The following is a 17,660-nucleotide window of genomic DNA, read 5'->3' as shown; positions in this document are numbered from 1 at the left end:
TCTATTTTACCTTAATTGTTATTCAATGTCGCAGTATAGCCTTCATTTACTTTTCGAGCAAGTTGTTCAATTGAATAATTGTCACGGACTTCTTGGTACAAAGCTAGGCCTTTTTGATCCAAACTGCCATCTTTCCAATATTCATGAGCATCATTTAAAGCAGCAATAAGTTCTTGCTCATTATCTGATTCTACTAACCAACCAGTATCGTCATTGATTACTTTATCAGTTGCACCAACATTTGTCGCAATAACAGGTTTGCCATAAGCAGCTGATTCTAAGTAAACTGTAGGCAAACTTTCTGATTTAGAGGTCAAGACTGATACATCGCTTTCCTGGTAATAATCGCCAGTATTTTCTCTAAAGCCAACGAATTCTACCTTATCCTTGATGCCTAAATCTTTGACTAAATTACGTAAATCGTCCATCAAGGGACCATCGCCAACTAAAGTTAAACGATAATTGAATCTAACTTTGCTCAAAGCTTCTAAAAGCAAACGGTGATTCTTGACTTCAACTAAACGAGCCACTACTAAGAGGCTAAAAGTTGGTTGTCGATTGAATTGAGGGTTGATTCCAGAAAAATCAATTGCATTGAAAACTTCAAAAGTTTTTGTGGAGTCAATCTTCAAAGATTCAAAATACTCTTTTAAGTCAGGATTCATGTAAAAGAGCGAATCGGCTCGTTTTAAGGCATGAAGATTCAATTTGAGCATAACTTTCCCTTTGATACCTGAAAAGTCTATACGAGGGTCAGAATGGACGGTAATCACCCATTTTGCATTGATATTTTTACGAATCAAAGAAACAATATAGTTGGCACGAGGTCCATGCGTATGAACTATATCAAAATTATTATTATTAATATATTTAGTCAATGGTTTAAGAATCGATAAATCAAACCGTTGCTTTTGTTCCATAACTGCAACTCTTAATCCGTTTTCTCGCGCCATTTTAGAAACTGGACCTTCCTGAAAAGTCAAAAGCGTACTTTCTTCGCCAATAATTTTTTGGCCTTTCATTAGGTTCACGATATATGTCCGTGCTCCGCCGTCTTCGTTTCCGGCATTGATATGTAAAACCCTCATTTCGACACCTCTCAAATTAATCTTTCTCGTGTATAATAATACATTAAAGGAGAACGCCATGCACAAAAATAGAATAAATATTTTAGGCACAGAGTTTGATAACTTTACTGAAAAACAATTCCACTTATATTTGGACAATGATTTAGATTTTAAAGCTAACAAGTTCATCGTAACACCCAATCCAGAAATTGTTCTCTCTGCCCGAAAAGATGCCAATTTTTCGAAAATTATCAATAATGCAGATTACGTAATTCCTGATGGAATCGGAATTATTAAAGGAGCTAAAACCTTAGGCACTCCGATGCATGAACGAATCACTGGTTTTGATACATTAAAATACTTGATTGAAGCAGCCAATCGCAAATTACTAAAGGTCTACATCTTAGGATCAAAACCCGAAGTAATTGAAGCAACGGCTAACAAAATTAAAAAAGATTATCCACAAATCGACTTAGTTGGCTATCACGATGGCTATTTTAAAGATGAAGGCGAAATAGCACAAGAAATCATAACTAAAAAGCCTAATCTCGTCTTAGTCGCTCTTGGTTCACCTAAACAAGAAATCTTTATCAACAAATACAAAGATCAACTAAATGCCGTTTGGATTGGCGTTGGTGGAAGTTTCGATGTCTTCTCAGGAACTAAGAAACGTGCCCCAAAAATTATGCAAAAGCTCAATTTGGAATGGTTCTATCGTCTAGTCAAAGAACCCACTAGATTTGGAAGAATGCTCGCAATCCCTAAGTATCTCAACATGATCAATAAAGAAAAAAAAGCTCGTCAAAAAAATAAATAATTATAAAAAAATAGGCCTAGCAAAAACGTTTTTGCTAGGTCTATTTTATTTTAATCTTCAACATTAATCGTATACGGATCATCATTTGTTCTTAAAAAGATACGTGCATTCAACATTGCATAACCTAAAATGGCTACAAAATAAATGCTGACAGATGGTGCTTCAATAACGTGTCCCGTCATCAAAGCCATCCCAAATCCAATAGCAACGCTGGAAACCAGCATCGACCACTTAACCGACCACATGTACTTGAATTTTCTGAGGAATGCTCCAATCAAATAAATCAAACAGTAAGCCAATGGAGCTAAGTAAACGATGGTTCCAATAACACCGAATTGGAAGAAGATATCGATATAATCCATTTCGACCAATTTAGCATCTTTGTCGCTCTTGTAATTCGTAGCATAACCCATTCCAAAAGTCTTTTGAGCAAGACTTGCTTTAGAGAAGTTATGAGCTGAATTTTCAAAGTAAACTGTCCGACCACTAAGTAAATAAGAAACTGTCTTATTAGTTTCAACATATTTCTTTTGGTCTTTAGTAATACCTTTTTTAGTCTTAGCTTGTTTCTTTTTGTACTTAATCATATCGGTATGCAATTCAGCTGTTCTTGAAACGGCCATTGCTGGATAAGCTGCTAAGATTCCACCGAAAGTAATGACTAGCAGTGCAATGATACCAACTGTATATTTTCGTTTACCCTTGATTTGGAACAGACGAATAACAGCGGCTAAAATCGACATGCATGTTCCGAAGAGAATTGCTAACAGTGAACCCTTGGTTCCAATCAATAAAGCAGAATAAATCGCCAAAATAATTGAAATCCAGTAGTAAATCCTCGACCACTTGTCAATTTTTTTCAGAGCATACCAAACCATAATTGGGAACGAAATTGAAACAATCGCACTCAATTCGTTAGCAGCGAAGAACCAGCCGCTTTCTCCCAATTTATAATATGAATAAGAGCTGAAACTAGTGTTTGTAAAGTGCGACACAATCATGATGACACTGATAATATTGATAGCAATGAAGATTACTTTAGGGAAGAAACGATTAATGATTCGATCTTCAGCTAATTCTTCAAAAGCATAAAAATATGACAACAACATAATTGGGTAATACAAACTCTTAGCTAAACTTGTAATTTCCAAAGTTGGAATAAATGTTCTTTTGGTATTGTAATTGATAACTAAACTAATTACCGAGACTACTCCTAACAAGACGAAATAGCCAATGACTCGAAACCCGTGCTTATTATCCCGATTCAGAATCAGGAAAATAAGTATGTAAAACACACTAACTGCCATCACAGCCATACGAATTAAAACCCCGAATGTAACATCGATATGGGCTTGAGCCATCAATCCGGTAATTGCATCTAATACTGGTTGAAAAATTATATATAGCATCAAGAAAATGCTGTATTTTTTTATAAAGCTTTGCATATGTGGTGACTCCCAGTTAAAAATTTTAAAACTATAACAAGTAATATATTATCCTAAAAACAAATTTAAAGAAACGAATTATCTCTCTAAATAAAATTCAAATCGATCACCTGCATATTGTGAACGTACGTACTCAAATGGACGATCATCATCCAAAGTAGTAATTTGACGCACACGCAATACAGCTGAGCCGCGTTTAACGTTTAAATAATTGGCAATCTTTTCAGATGCCAAGATAGCTGAAACAGTTTGAGCAGCGTTACCTAATTTTAACCCTGCTTTATCTTCCAAAGCTTTATAAAGCGAAGACGTAATGTCTTTTTTATTGAGGCTATTAACGATATCAATCGGAATCGTTGCTACTTCAAAACAAATTGGTTGTTTGTCAGCGTAACGAATTCTCTCCATTCGTAAAACTTGGTCGCCATCTTTTAATTTTAACTTTTCTAATTCACTAATAGAAGGATCAGCAACGTGGTACGAAACCGTCTTACTCGAAGGATGTTTACCCTGACTTTCAGTGATTTCAGTAAAACTAGTGGTTCCAGACATCTTTTCTTGCACTTTGCTGCTGGCAACATAAGTTCCAGATCCAACTTGACGTTGTAAAATTCCTTCATCAACTAAAGTTTGAATCGCTTGACGAAGAGTCATTCGACTAACATCAAAATCTTGAGATAGCTGTCTTTCAGATGGAATACGTTCCCCCACAGCCCATTTGCCAGATTCTATTTCTTTTCTAATCTCATTATGAATTTGTATATATACTGGTACCTTCATTTATTTGGCACTCCTTTATGAGCATTACTTCCATTAATTATACAGTATTTCTGTCAAAAATTAAGAAGTGGCCTTAAAATCGCAAGACATTACTTAAAATGAAATCTTAACCACAAACATATTATCTTTAAAAACACCCTTATTAAGTTGAAATAATTGATTTTTGATTACAAAAAGTCAAATTTGTAGTCACAAAATTATTATAAATGATTTTTTGTTTTAATTGGTTGGTTATTAATAATTTTAATAATCTTTTTAACAACAAAAAAGCCGCCTAACAAGAATACCTCACTTGTTGACGACTAACGAATCATTTAATTGGGTTAGCTGGATTCGAACCAGCGCATGATGGAGTCAAAGTCCATTGCCTTACCGCTTGGCTATAACCCAATGAATGGAGGGGAGTGGATTCGAACCACCGAACCCGAAGGAGCGGATTTACAGTCCGCCGCGTTTAGCCAGACTTCGCTACCCCTCCATGTGTTTAACACATGTCTTTATCCGACTAGATAATAATACCGAAAATTCGATGTCATTTCAAGTAATTTCTATAAAAAAATGAATCCTTCCGGATCCATTTATATTTTTATTTAACTATATTTACATTGGCAGCTTTGACAAATTCATTCGTAGCTACTCGATAGTAATCTTCGCCATCAAGTTCAGTCAATTTATCAACCTTCCATTTACTCAAGCCAGCTAAAGCACGATTAGTTACTGCTTTACCATGAGAATTCTTGAGTGATTCATATTCAACATCCTTAGTCTTGACAACTTTATCAACAGACTTGTAAACATAAGCATCACTTGCTTTAATCCATTTGTTAGTTGCTACTCGATAATACTTTTCATTATTGATAGTAGCTTCTTGGTCTGAATACCAGTCAGTATTTGGTGCTAGTTCCACTGTCTCATTTAAATTACCGTTCTTATCGTAAACTTTGACTGCCTTACGATCTGGATATGTTGAAACGGTTTGTTCTTTATCTACATAATTTGAATCTGAGTTAGATGATGAATTACCGTTGTCATCTTCATCGCCGGTTGTTGTTGAATTACCGTCATCATCGTCTTCATCGCCGGTTGTCGTTGAATTGTCGTCATCATCTTCATCGCCAGTTGTTGAGCTATCATCTGAATCTTTTGTGTAATAAAAAACATAAGAGAATGGAATATTAGCTGAAAGAGAAGATGTACTTACTTTAGCATTGACAATGTGGTCATACGTAGGTGTAAGGCTTAAATAATATTGAGTACCACTTTCATTAATATTTGTGGTATTGTAAAAACTTCCTGTTGATGTTTGATTGTTATATTTTGCCGTTAATTCGATATATGACACGTCCGGCGTATATCCGGATACTTCTGGAGCTTCTATTTTAATAGTATCTCCCACATACTTAGGTAAATCTTCCTCAGGAATCGTTAATTCCCAACAATAGGCATCACCATCCAAAACGACCTTTTGATAATCGGTAGAATCACTCAATAAAACATCTTCAAAGTTTTCACCTTTTTCTCCAAAAGAAGTTGGGTCTATATTTACTAAAAGTGTATTAACCCCATCAAAGGTTTGATCTCCATAATTAGTAGCATCACTAGTAACTTTAAGTCTCCATGTTCCTTCTCCGTTAGGATACGATTCTCCCGTTGTATCAGAAGAATCAGTATTGACCCATTTTACTTTTGAAGAGGAATATGTGAAACCGGCATTTTCTAAATTCAAATTGCCTAATACGATTTTATCAATATTATAGGTACCACTGAATATATTTTTAACAGTTAAATCGGAACCTGTAAAACCACTTAAATCAACACTTTCCAAATAAGTATCATATTGAAACATTTCCGTCATATCAACAGTCTGATCAGTTTTAAAACTACTTAGGTCAAGATTCGTAATGGTAGTATTTCTTTGAAACATATCTGTAAAATCAGTTACGTCGCTTACATCTAGATTGTCTAATCCTTCATATTCCGTAACGGAAGGCAAATTTCTAAACAAACTAGCTGAATTGGCAGGTAATTTTAATTTTCCATCAGTGCCAGTCCCAGTAATAACTACCTTAGTTACATTTTTTAAACTAGAATACTGTTCAAACCAAGGAACTTTAATGACTTGCCCTTCGTCATAACTCACATTTTCCGTTTCATCAATACTAGAACCACTCAAATACAAAACATTGTCTTTGATTGACCAAGTTGCATTGTCACCAAAACTTTGTTCATCAACATCAGATGGTGCTGTAGTCGTCGTTGATGTTGAGGTACTTGAAGAGCTAGTATCGTCACTTGCAGCATTAACATTAGTACCTTGCATAAATCCAAGGAATAATCCCAAAATAGCAATTGTTCCAAAAATCATTTTTTTGATACAATTTTTCATAAAAAATTAACGCCTCCTTACTTCACTGATTATTGTACAATGGAAACGCTTTTTATAAAATTAAATTTATTTTACATTATTTTGATAATAAGGCAGTTTTATTCATGCTATAAAACTTTCTCATATAATTTATGATTATAAAATTATAATTTATTGGAATAAAAAGTTCTTATTAGATACTGAATCATTTGATTATTTCTTGATTTTTTATCAAATTTCAACATTATTTTAATTCAGTAAATGAATACCAGTTGAATTGAAATTTATCTAATACAACAAAAAAGCCATGACCACAAAGTCATGACTTTTTTGATATTTAAATGTTAGTTAACACCTTGCATCAACTTCTTGATTCTTGGAACAAACATGATCAAGAGAACTGCGGCAATAAGTGTCACGATACCAGTGACACCAAAGAACATCATTTCGTTTTGAGGATCTCCTGGCTTGAATAACTTAACTAATTGAGCATTAGCGGCTTGTCCGGCTGAATCGGCTAAGAACCACATACTCATCATTTGAGATGAGAAGGCCTTTGGTGCCAATTTAGTTGTAGCTGACAATCCAACTGGGGAAATCAACATTTCACCAATTTCAATAATACCCCAACTTAGTACTAACCAAAGTGGACTAACTTTTCCACCTGCGCCTAATCCCATCAAAGGAATAATCAAGACGAAGTATGAAAGAGCTGTGGCAACTAATCCCATCCAGAACTTAGATGGAGATGATGGTTGTCTCTTGCCCAACTTAATCCATAACCATGCAAAGAATGGTGTATAGATAATAATAAAGAATGGGTTAAGCATTTGGAACTGTGGTGCTGATAGTTGGAATCCAGCAAAGTTAAGCTGCGTTTGTTGAGCGGCAAACAAGGCCAAGATAACTGAACCTTGTTCTTCAATTGCCCAGAAAATTGCAGCGGCGATAAATAGCGGAATATAAGCAACAACACGAGATTTTTCAATCTTAGTAACTTTCTTGCTTGTTAGCATCATTACGAAGTAACCAACTGGCAAGGCGATACCTAAGATACTTAGAATCGTAATAAAGTTATCAACATTGAAGGCATTGGCAAAGAACATTACAGCAACAATAATAATTACTGCCACGATTCCCCAAGTCAAACGTTTGAAGAATTTAGCACGTTCTTCTCCGGTAATAGGGTCTGGTGCATGCATGCTTGATTCTGGCAAGTACTTGCGACCATCCCACCAGTAAACAATTAACCCAATGAACATACCAATAGCAGCCAATGAGAAACCAGCATGGAAATTAAAGTGATTCCACATAGTTGTTACAGCTTGTGGTGCAATCAGTGAACCTAAGTTGATACCCATAACGTAAATACTGAAACCAGAATCACGTCTTGGATCTCCTTCTGTATAAAGTCCACCAACCATTTCAGAAACATTTGGTTTCAATAAACCAGTACCAATAGTAATCAAGGCTATAGAAATATATAGACCTCCTTGACCAATTGGTAGTGACAAGACGATGTGACCAAACATGATCAAGACACCGCCCCAGAAGACAGTTCTTCTAGCTCCTAGAAGTCTATCACTGATATATCCACCCAGCACACTAGACATGTAAACTAATGAACCATAAATGGACATAACAGATGCGGCGGTAGTTTGGTTCATACCAAGTCCGCCCTTTTCTACAGCATAATACATGTAGAAAAGTAAAATAGCACGCATACCATAATAACTGAATCTTTCCCAAAATTCAGTTAAGAATAAGGTACGCAAGCCAATCGGCTGACCGAAAAATCCTCGGTCCTTTTTCTTATCCATTAAAAAATTCTCCTCACATTACACAACGATAGATTAATATTAAACTTACAAAGCGTCTATGTCAAAGTGTTTTTAATAAAAATCATCAAAATCCTTATATATCAACAATTAAAAATAAGAGTCTTTTAAGATACTCTCTTATTATTAATCGTTATGCTTAAAGGCCATGGTTGCCGAAACCGCTTCCTTCCAACCGTTATACAAATCTTTCCTAACTGTCTGTTCCATTTTTGGTTCGTAAGTTTTTCCGATTTGATAATTTTTTTTGATATCATCCAAATCTTTCCAAAAGCCAACTCCTAATCCAGCCATAAAAGCTACGCCTAAAGAAGTTGTTTCCAATTCTGAAGAACGTTGTAAAGAAATATTCAAGATGTCAGTTTGAAATTGCATCAGATAATCATTGGCAGAAGCTGCCCCATCAACCTTTAAGACCTCAATTGGCATCTTTGCGTCAGAAGCCATCGTTTCGATAATATCTTTTGTTTGATAAGCAATTGCTTGAAGCGTAGCTTTGACCAAATCTTTATCCGTCGTTCCTCGAGTGATGCCAAAAATGGTGCCTTGAGCCTGATTATCCCAATATGGTGCACCCAGACCAGCAAAGGCTGGTACCACATAAATTTCATTTTGATCAGTCGACTGCTTAGCAATTTTAGAAGTCGACGGCGTCGAACTGATCAAGCGCATATCATCTCGCAACCACTGTAAAGCAGCTCCAGCAACAAAGACGCTTCCTTCTAAGGCATACTTGACTTCGCCATTGATCCCATAGGCAATCGTCGTTAACAGATTGTTGTCTGATAAAGCAGGCTTATCACCGGTGTTCATAACGGCAAAAGCACCAGTTCCATAGGTATTCTTGACCATGCCCTTTTCAAAAGCCATCTGACCAAATAATGAGGCTTGTTGCGACCCAGTCATCCCTGAAATCGGAATCTCTGAACCGTAAAATTGATAATTCTTCGTAATACCAAAGATTTCAGAATTTGATTTAACTTCTGGCAACATCGCTTTAGGAATATTAAATAATTTTAATAAATCCTCATCCCATTTTAATGTATTGATATTAAAGAGCATTGTCCGACTTGCATTAGCGTAATCGGTCAAGAAGCTCTCGCCGTCAGTTAACTTCCATAAAAGCCAAGTATTGATGGTCCCAAATAACAAATCGCCCTTTTCAGCTTTTTCTTGGGCACCCTCAACATGATTCAAAATCCAACGAATCTTCGTAGCTGAAAAGTATGGACTGATAATCAAACCAGTTTTTTTATGAATCTCGTCTTTATAGCCATTTTTAATTAAATCATTAGCTAATCTTGAAGTCTGACGACTTTGCCAAACAATCGCATTATAAATTGGCAAACCAGTATTTTTATCCCAGACAACCGTAGTTTCACGTTGACTAGCAATTCCGATAGCTTTGATTTGCTTAGGTTTAATCCCTGAATCGATTAAAGCTGTAGCAATTGTCGTTTGAACGGCATTCCAGATTTCATTTGGCTCGTGTTCGACCCAGCCAGGATTAGGCAAGATTTGTCTAATTGGGTGTCGAGCTATGGCAACTTTTTTTCCATTGTGATCAAAAATAATTGCCCGCGCAGTCGTAGTCCCCTCGTCGATTGCTAAAATATATTCTTTATCCATCTCTATTATTTACTCCTAAACACTAAAAAATGCGCATTCCGCCTTTATTTTGTTGCCTTATGCTTGAATTTTCTCGTTGCACTAACGGCTTCCTTCCAACCTTCGTACAAGTAATCAGCTCGCTTTTGTTCCATTTCTGGTTCAAAAGTTGCGCCGGTCGCATATTGCTGTTTGATATCATCTAGATTATCCCAATACCCTACTGCTAGTCCAGCTAAAAATGCTGCACCTAGAGCAGTTGTTTCCAAATCCTTTGCTCTTTGAACAGGGGTCTGAAGAATATCAGCTTGAAACTGCATCAAATAGCGATTATTGGCTGCACCACCGTCAACTTTCAATGTTGGAATATCGATACCAGTATCTTTTTTCATCGTTTCGATAACGTCACGAGATTGATAAGCTAATGATTGCAAAGTAGCTTTGATGAAGTCATTTCTTGAAGTTCCACGCGTCAATCCAAAGACAGCACCACGGGCATCGGCATCCCAATAAGGAGCGCCTAAACCGGTAAAGGCTGGAACGACATAAACTTCATCATCGTCATTTGAAGCTAAAGCAGCCTCTTCAGATTCTGGAGCCGTGTCCACCAAGTGCATTGCATCACGCAACCATTCAATTGCTGAACCAGCTACGAAAATACTACCTTCCAACGCATAATAAACTTTATCGTTGATACCATAACCAATCGTCGTCAACAAATTATTGTCTGACAATTGAGGTTCTTCACCAGTATTCATAACGATAAAAGCCCCGGTACCATAAGTATTTTTAACCATTCCGGGTTCAAAAGCCATTTGGCCGAACAAGGCAGCCTGCTGATCACCTATCATACCAGCGATAGGAACTTCGGAACCGTAGAAATGATAATCCTTAGTTTTCGCATAAACTTCTGAGTTTGGACGCACCTGTGGCAGCATCTTCTTAGGAATATTCAAAATCTTTAGAATTTCATCATCCCATTTTAAAGTATGAATATTAAAGAGCATCGTCCGACTAGCATTTGAATAGTCAGTCACATGAGAAGCTCCCCCAGACAATTTCCAAAGCAACCAACTGTCAATGGTTCCAAAGAGCAAATCGCCATTTTCAGCACGTTCTTGAGCCCCGTCAACATGATCCAAAATCCAGCGAATTTTAGTAGCTGAAAAGTATGGATCAATCAATAAGCCTGTTTTTTCATGAATTAAATCTTCATAATTATCTTTTTTTAATTGATTAGCAATGTCAGAAGTTTGGCGACTTTGCCAAACAATCGCATTATAAATTGGCAAGCCAGTATTCTTATCCCAAATAACGGTCGTTTCACGTTGATTCGTAATACCGATACCTTTGATTTGTTTTGGTTTAATGCCAGACTCGATAAAAACATTTGCGATAGTCGACTGCACCGCATTCCAAATTTCGTTTGCATCGTGTTCGACCCAACCGGGTTCAGGAAAATGCTGAGTGAATTCACGTTGAGCATCGGCAATTTTATTTCCTTTTTGATCGAAAATCATCGCCCGAGTACTAGTTGTACCTTCATCAATGGACATAATATATTCATTTGACATCATTTCACCTCATTTTTATGTAAACGCTTCACATCAAAATATTATAACATCTAGCTAATTTTGCAAACAATTGCCTTCATTTTTAATATTTTGTTATAAAATTTATTCTTTAGATTTATTTTTCCAATATTTTGATTTTTCTAATAAACTAAAACTAATAAACAGAATAACCGATATTCCGGAAACTATCCAGCCTAGCTTCAATCCGGGCACTTGATAATTCAAAACCACCTGATGCTTACCAGGTTTTAAATTAATTGCCATTAAATTCTCAACGACTTTGTGGATTTTGACTTTTTTACCATCAACACTCGCCTGCCACCCGTCGTCATAAGGAATGCTGAACAACATTGGAGATTTGTTCTTAACAGAAATCGTCCCTCTAACAGTATCATGATTGAGGTCGGAACTAATCTGCAAGGAATTCTGCCGAAATTTTTGCAAAGTCTTTAGAAAACTAGTTTGATCTAAGGACTGGAAATAATCAGGATCAACATCGAGCGCTTTGTCAGTCAATATCTTCACTTGAATTTTTTGCTTGTTCTTGAAATGACCCAATCGAATCGAAGCTGCACTGTAAACATTTTTATCTGCCGTTTTAATCCGCTTGCCATTGACGTAAATTCTTGCTTTGACGTAATTCATCGGTGAAACGTAAAAATAAAGCGGCCCACTAGCTCGAGTGCTCAATTGGTAAGTGTAAAGCGTCTTATTGTTAAATTCGGTTTGTTGCATACTGTTGATTATGACATTTTTTAAGTATTCCTGACTATTGCCATTAAGAGCTTGCCACAGGCGGTCTTGATTGGAGAACGCTCTTTTTTGATACATCTTGAAATTATAAACATCGGGGTCAACTAAGAAGCCCATTGATGGAGCATTATAGTTTTCTTCAACATGATAATGATTATCCCATTGTCGAACTCGATAATAGACACCTAACAAGGCATTAGTTAAATTAGTGCCGCCATAATAACTGATTCTTCTAACGTTCAAACTAAAATATCCTAAATTATGCATCATTTCGAGCGTATTTTGATCCAAAGTCGAACTATACAAACTTAGTCCATTGATATTGAATAATATCGGATCATTATAATTATTATACTTCTCAGGAAAAGCTTTATTGAGTCCAGATTTTGAAACGATGATGCGCTGCCCTTTATGGCTTTGATTTTTGACATCCTTTAAAATATTGTTTTCCTTAGCAAATTCGCTGCGGTAAACCAATTGATTGCCTAATCCAGCTGTCCCCATGACTGCATTGAAATTAGCAATCACTTCAAAGGCCACCATAATCAGCATTAAACTTAAAAATTTCTGATTACGATTCAATAAAAGCAATAATGTCCCTGAAATCACGATACAGGCGATACTGAGCCAAAAATAACGTCCATCATAAGGATTATCGGGACGGTCGAATCCTAATTTTTCAATGATTCTTGGCAAAAGCCATTCTGTCGAATAACCCAAACAAATCAGGATGCCAGCGACGCAAGTACTCTTGATGATGGTGTCGCTTTCCTGAAAGACTCCTTTGTCAAAAGCTTTATAAGCGATAAAAATACAGACGAAAGAAAAAATGAAACTATTGCGAAATGGAAATCCTGCGGGATTTTGAAACATGTGCCATACAGTATTAAACGTGGTTACAAACATGCTGACTAAAAGAACGCCTAAAAGAATCAGCGAGTGAGCTTTATCTTGATTAGAAATTTTAGAACTGAAGAAATAGCTCAATAATAAAATCAAAATCAAAGTCGTCATAAAGACTGAAGGACCATGTTCCAAGCGCTGTTGAAAAGTATTGCCACCAATACCAAGTTCAGTTAAAGCCTCTAGTCCAAAACGAGCTGAAGGCAAATAATTGAACAAATTAAAGGAAGTTTTGGCAGTCTTCAACATCCCAACTAGAGTTGGAATTAAAACAACAGCTGAACTTAGCCCTGCCAAAATAGAGGTCATTAAATAATTACGAATAATGTGCCATTTGATTTTTCTTTGAAACAGTTTTTCCTCTAGAGCAATATATACGAAGAAACAAACTGAAAAAATACACAGCATGTATCCCAAATAATAGTTAAAAATAATTGCTAATAAAATCGAACAATAGTACAAAATATATTTCTGTTGCTTGATAACAAGCATCACGCCAACCGCAACCAGTGGCAACATGATAAGAGCATCCAACCACATCAAATCATAAAAGTAAGAGGCTACGAATCCGCAAAAACTATACGCAATCGTGAATAAATAATTAGCCATCCCTCTCTTTTTAAAATATGACGTTAAAAAGTAGGCCATGGAAACGCCCATGGTGGAAATTTTTAGCATGATGATAATATTGGCTGCAGCGGGAATCCCTTTGGGACTAAACAGTACCAACAATAAATTGAAGGGTGATAGCAAATAGTAACTGATAACTGGAAAAAAATTGTCCCCTAAAGACTGGCTGAATAAGTACAGATGCACATTGCCAGAAACTAGTTGTCTTCTCAATTCGGTCAAAAAGGCCAAATATTGAGTTCCTAAGTCGCTACTCAAAAAATTGTTGCTCCCAAAAGGAACTAACTGCGAAGCAGCAAAAATTATCGAAATTATAATGAGATTTATGAAAAAAGCTCCGAAATAATAAGGCAAACGACGTTTTATCATATTTTTATCTCCTAACTACTCAAATAATATGAGATATATTCTTTAAATGCAAAGAAAGACAAAAAAAGAGTCTGCTCACGCAGACTCTCAAGATCGTTTTTATATATATTTTATTTAAAAAAATTAGTTATCGGAATCGAATTTTTTGAATGGTTTTGATTCGTTTGTTTTGTATTTTTGAAAATTTGGAGATTTTAGTACAAGAATCTCTTCTCATTGCGGCTTCTAATCATTTTAGTGCAAATAGTCGCTAAAACTGAAACACCTGTGAGAACGAGAATAGGATGTTTTTTCATAAAATTCACCTCGTTTTTATTGATAGTCAAATTTGACTATGAATACATCATAACTGGTATATGTGAATTTTAAATATCTTAAATAAGAATAATCTGTGAATTAGCTCGTACGTTTGTCTTTATACTTGTCCATATTAGTAGAAAATTCCTGCAATAATAAAGGATTCATTGTTGAATCATCGCGTTTCAATTTTTCAATCAGCCATAATCCCAATTCATAATAACTATTTCGGTCTAATTCAAATTTTTGTTCATAGACTAAGTGGATTGCTGCTTCATATTTTTTATGCAAGAGCAAATCATCTAATTTCGTGTAAAGCAAACCTTTTTGATTTTGTTGCTGCTGATAAACAATTTCAGTTTTCTCATGACCCTTTTTCCCAGCTAAATAACCAAATCCCTCGGCAATCGATTTAATTTGTCGCAAAAGAAAATCATCATCTTCCATTGTCTAATCCTCACCATTTTATTTAACTCAAGAATATCATCACTAGCCTTTTTTAGATACTTATATTAAGAATAAAAAAACTGCTGATTTACTTAAAAATCAGCAGTTTCCTTTGTATCTATATCAGGGAGTTCTTATTTTATTCTGAAACTTTTGAATTAGCCTTTTCAACGGCAGCTCCAGCTAAAGCACTGACATAGTTAACTGGCTTGTCAAAGTTTGGTTGGAAGAAGAAGTCGACCATCGACAACTCATCGATCGTAACTTTCTTTTGAATGGCTAATGACAACAAGTTAGCAGATTGTGAAACATCATATTTACTTGTCAACGCACCGCCCAAGACAACTCTTGTTTCTGGATCCCAAACGAGATTCATCAAGACAGGAGTTGTGGACAACATGAATTCAGGACGATAGTTATCTTCCAATGACACTTCTTCAACTTTCTTACCCAAAACATCGGCATGAGTCTTAGTCAAACCACTGGCAGCATATGTTCTGCCAAATAATTCAACAGCTGAACTTGCTTGTGTACCGATATAAGCAGTCGTATCTTTTTCAATATTTCTACCAACTAAGATACCTTGACGAACTGAGTTAGTTGCTAAAGGAATGTATTGGTCGTCATTTGTTGGATTGTAGTGAACTGATGCAGCGTCTCCGGCTGAGAAGACATCTTTTTTACTTGTGTGCATATACTTATCGACAATTAAAGCACCATTTGGCAATGTCTTAAATTGGTCGGCAAACATCTTTGTATTAGGACGGAAGCCAACGCACATAACAGCAATATCAGCTTCATAACTGTTCTTGTCAGTCTTGACGATAATGCTGTGGTCTGTTTCTTCAAATGAAACAACCTTTTCACCTAGACCCAATTTAACATCATGGTCTTTGTAATCTTGTTCAGCAACAGCTGACATATTAGGATCGAAGTTCTTATCCAAAACATGTGGCAAAGCATCGATCAAAGTTGTTTCCTTACCAAGTGTAGAATAACCTTCAGCCAATTCAGCACCGATATAACCGGCACCGATTACGACAGCACTCTTGATGTCTTTCGAGTTTTCTTTTAGTTCAGTAGCGTTTGTCCAATTCTTGCAAAGCATAACACGGTCTGAATCAATACCGTCGATTGGAGGGACAACAGGAGCAGAACCAGTTGTAATAACCAATTTGTCATAGTCTTGTTCGAATGTTTCCCCACTAACAAGGTTCTTTACTGCTAGCTTTTTATTATCGAAGTCGATATCTGTGACATCATGTTGCATGTACATGTGAGCGCCAAGTTTTGTCAAAGCTTCTGGTGAAGCATAAAACATCTTGTTAGGATCAGAAACACGATCACTGACCCAAAGTGCGATACCACATGACAAGAAAGAAAGGTTATCGTTTCTTTCAAAGACAGAAACTTCCCAATCTGGGTGCTCCTGAAGAATATTCATTGCTGAAAATGTTCCTGCATGTGTACAACCTACAATACTTACCTTCATAATAACTACCATCCTTTTTTATTTTAATTATAGTTAATTCTTCCATATAATTAAAGCGTTTACAAAATAATTAGAAAAATATATCACAAATATTTATATTAGGAATAATAACCATAATTACCCCTCGTTATTCCACACAATCAGTGAATTTGCGTATTATCTTTCACCGAGAACGCAGAATTGAAGGTACTATCATAGTCTCATAAAACAACCAGTTTGTGATATTAAAAACAAATAATTATTTTTTCTAAATTTGAATTTATTTGTTTAAACACGTGTGCTATATTTATAACCGTGAAAGAGGTAAAAGATATGACATGCAATTCCTTCCTTTTAAACTCTTTAATCGGATTGCGGTACATCCTCATATCGTAATCTAATTTACTAGCAAAAATAAATTTGAATTGCCCCCCTCAATCAATTCTCATTTATAATGTGTCAACTCATTAATAATTTACTTTGAATGCTTTCATTAATTAATTAACAAATCCCTCTCTATTTGACAAAATATGGAAACCTCACAAGCATTCATACCCTTTACCTTCTAACACTACTGGTAATGCCGTTACACGTAAGTGTGACAAAAAACAAGCCCATCCCCCAGATGAGCTTATTTTTTTGCCTTATATAAAAAAATTGATTGTTCCAAAAAACAAATAAAATATTTCTTCTAAAATGAATTTAATAGAATAATTATTGATGGTATATTATTAGCGGTGAAAGGGATAAGAGATATGTTAAATGCGATTCCTTCCTTTTAACACATATTAGGATTGTGGTACACATCCTCATACCATAATCCTCAAAATAACGCATTCCGAATAGAAGTTGCCCCCCTCAATCAACTTCCATTCCCCCCTCAAATGCGCATCCCATTACAATAATTACTTTGAATGCTTTCATTAATTAATTAACAAATCCCTCTCTATTTGACAAACATGGAAACCTCACAAGCATTCATATCTCTTATGCCTAAACACTACTGGTAATGCAAAAACAAGCCCATCCCCCCAGATGAGCTGTTTTTTTGTCTTTTTTGAAATTAATGCGAACAAAAATGAACATAAAGCACATTATCCGTCAAAATAACGTTTAATTTATCGACCATATTTTTATTATTATATAAAAAAGACGACCAAATCCTGAATTGAAGTGAACCCCATTAATTGGAGTTTATTTTAGGCAATCAGTTGGTCGGAAAGATTCCGGTATTCTACCGGTGTCTTTCCGGCCAATTTTGTCCTTATCCTTTTGTTGTTATAGTAATATACATAT

At 35.7% G+C, this 17,660-nt stretch carries 12 protein-coding genes and 2 tRNA genes; 1 reads left to right on the top strand and 13 read right to left on the bottom strand.

Annotated features, from left to right (window positions below; translation table 11 throughout):
* Window positions 1-11: 11 nt before the first annotated feature.
* Window positions 12-1,088, bottom strand: a complete 1,077-nt coding sequence (locus FHL06_RS05800; protein WP_153385288.1) for a glycosyltransferase — start codon at window positions 1,086-1,088, stop codon at window positions 12-14.
* Between the two features lie 58 nt (window positions 1,089-1,146).
* Here FHL06_RS05800 and FHL06_RS05795 point away from each other — a divergent pair, with 58 nt between their 5' ends.
* Entirely contained in the window at window positions 1,147-1,884 is a 738-nt protein-coding gene (locus tag FHL06_RS05795) for a WecB/TagA/CpsF family glycosyltransferase (RefSeq protein WP_153385287.1), read from the top strand.
* Window positions 1,885-1,934: 50 nt separating this feature from the next.
* Here the strand turns inward: FHL06_RS05795 and FHL06_RS05790 are convergent, their stop codons facing one another.
* From FHL06_RS05790 to FHL06_RS15110, 12 genes are all read right to left on the bottom strand, one after another.
* Entirely contained in the window at window positions 1,935-3,329 is a 1,395-nt protein-coding gene (locus FHL06_RS05790) for an O-antigen ligase family protein (protein WP_153385286.1), read from the bottom strand.
* Window positions 3,330-3,407: 78 nt separating this feature from the next.
* Entirely contained in the window at window positions 3,408-4,109 is a 702-nt protein-coding gene (locus tag FHL06_RS05785; protein ID WP_153385285.1) for a GntR family transcriptional regulator, read from the bottom strand.
* Between the two features lie 318 nt (window positions 4,110-4,427).
* A tRNA-Gln gene (locus FHL06_RS05780) sits at window positions 4,428-4,499 on the bottom strand.
* A gap of 5 nt (window positions 4,500-4,504) precedes the next feature.
* Window positions 4,505-4,587 (bottom strand) — tRNA-Tyr (locus tag FHL06_RS05775).
* 108 nt (window positions 4,588-4,695) lie between these two features.
* Window positions 4,696-6,495 carry an SLAP domain-containing protein gene (locus FHL06_RS05770; protein ID WP_153385284.1) on the bottom strand — a complete coding sequence of 600 codons (1,800 nt, stop codon included), beginning with the start codon at window positions 6,493-6,495 and terminating at the stop codon, window positions 4,696-4,698.
* Between the two features lie 323 nt (window positions 6,496-6,818).
* Complete coding sequence (locus FHL06_RS05765; protein ID WP_153385283.1) at window positions 6,819-8,294, bottom strand: peptide MFS transporter; 1,476 nt, start codon at window positions 8,292-8,294, stop codon at window positions 6,819-6,821.
* Between the two features lie 144 nt (window positions 8,295-8,438).
* Window positions 8,439-9,941 carry a glycerol kinase GlpK gene (gene glpK, locus FHL06_RS05760; protein ID WP_153385282.1) on the bottom strand — a complete coding sequence of 501 codons (1,503 nt, stop codon included), beginning with the start codon at window positions 9,939-9,941 and terminating at the stop codon, window positions 8,439-8,441.
* Between the two features lie 44 nt (window positions 9,942-9,985).
* The gene (gene glpK / locus FHL06_RS05755; RefSeq protein WP_153385281.1) at window positions 9,986-11,494 is read right to left on the bottom strand and encodes a glycerol kinase GlpK; all 1,509 of its coding nucleotides are present in this window, start codon (window positions 11,492-11,494) and stop codon (window positions 9,986-9,988) included.
* Between the two features lie 102 nt (window positions 11,495-11,596).
* Entirely contained in the window at window positions 11,597-14,149 is a 2,553-nt protein-coding gene (locus FHL06_RS05750) for a YfhO family protein (RefSeq protein ID WP_153385280.1), read from the bottom strand.
* A gap of 396 nt (window positions 14,150-14,545) precedes the next feature.
* Entirely contained in the window at window positions 14,546-14,893 is a 348-nt protein-coding gene (locus FHL06_RS05745) for a DUF6483 family protein (RefSeq protein ID WP_153385279.1), read from the bottom strand.
* A gap of 139 nt (window positions 14,894-15,032) precedes the next feature.
* Window positions 15,033-16,385 (bottom strand): FAD-dependent oxidoreductase, encoded by a 1,353-nt coding sequence (locus tag FHL06_RS05740; RefSeq protein ID WP_153385278.1) that lies wholly within the window; start codon window positions 16,383-16,385, stop codon window positions 15,033-15,035.
* A gap of 1,178 nt (window positions 16,386-17,563) precedes the next feature.
* A partial coding sequence (locus tag FHL06_RS15110) for an IS3 family transposase (protein ID WP_153384755.1) occupies window positions 17,564-17,660 on the bottom strand: 97 nt, incomplete at its 5' end.

This window comes from Companilactobacillus halodurans (assembly GCF_009600985.1).
Taxonomy (GTDB): Bacteria; Bacillota; Bacilli; order Lactobacillales; family Lactobacillaceae; genus Companilactobacillus; species Companilactobacillus halodurans.
The sequence above is the reverse complement of the archived record's forward strand: the minus strand, read 5'-3'. Positions and strand labels throughout refer to the sequence as shown.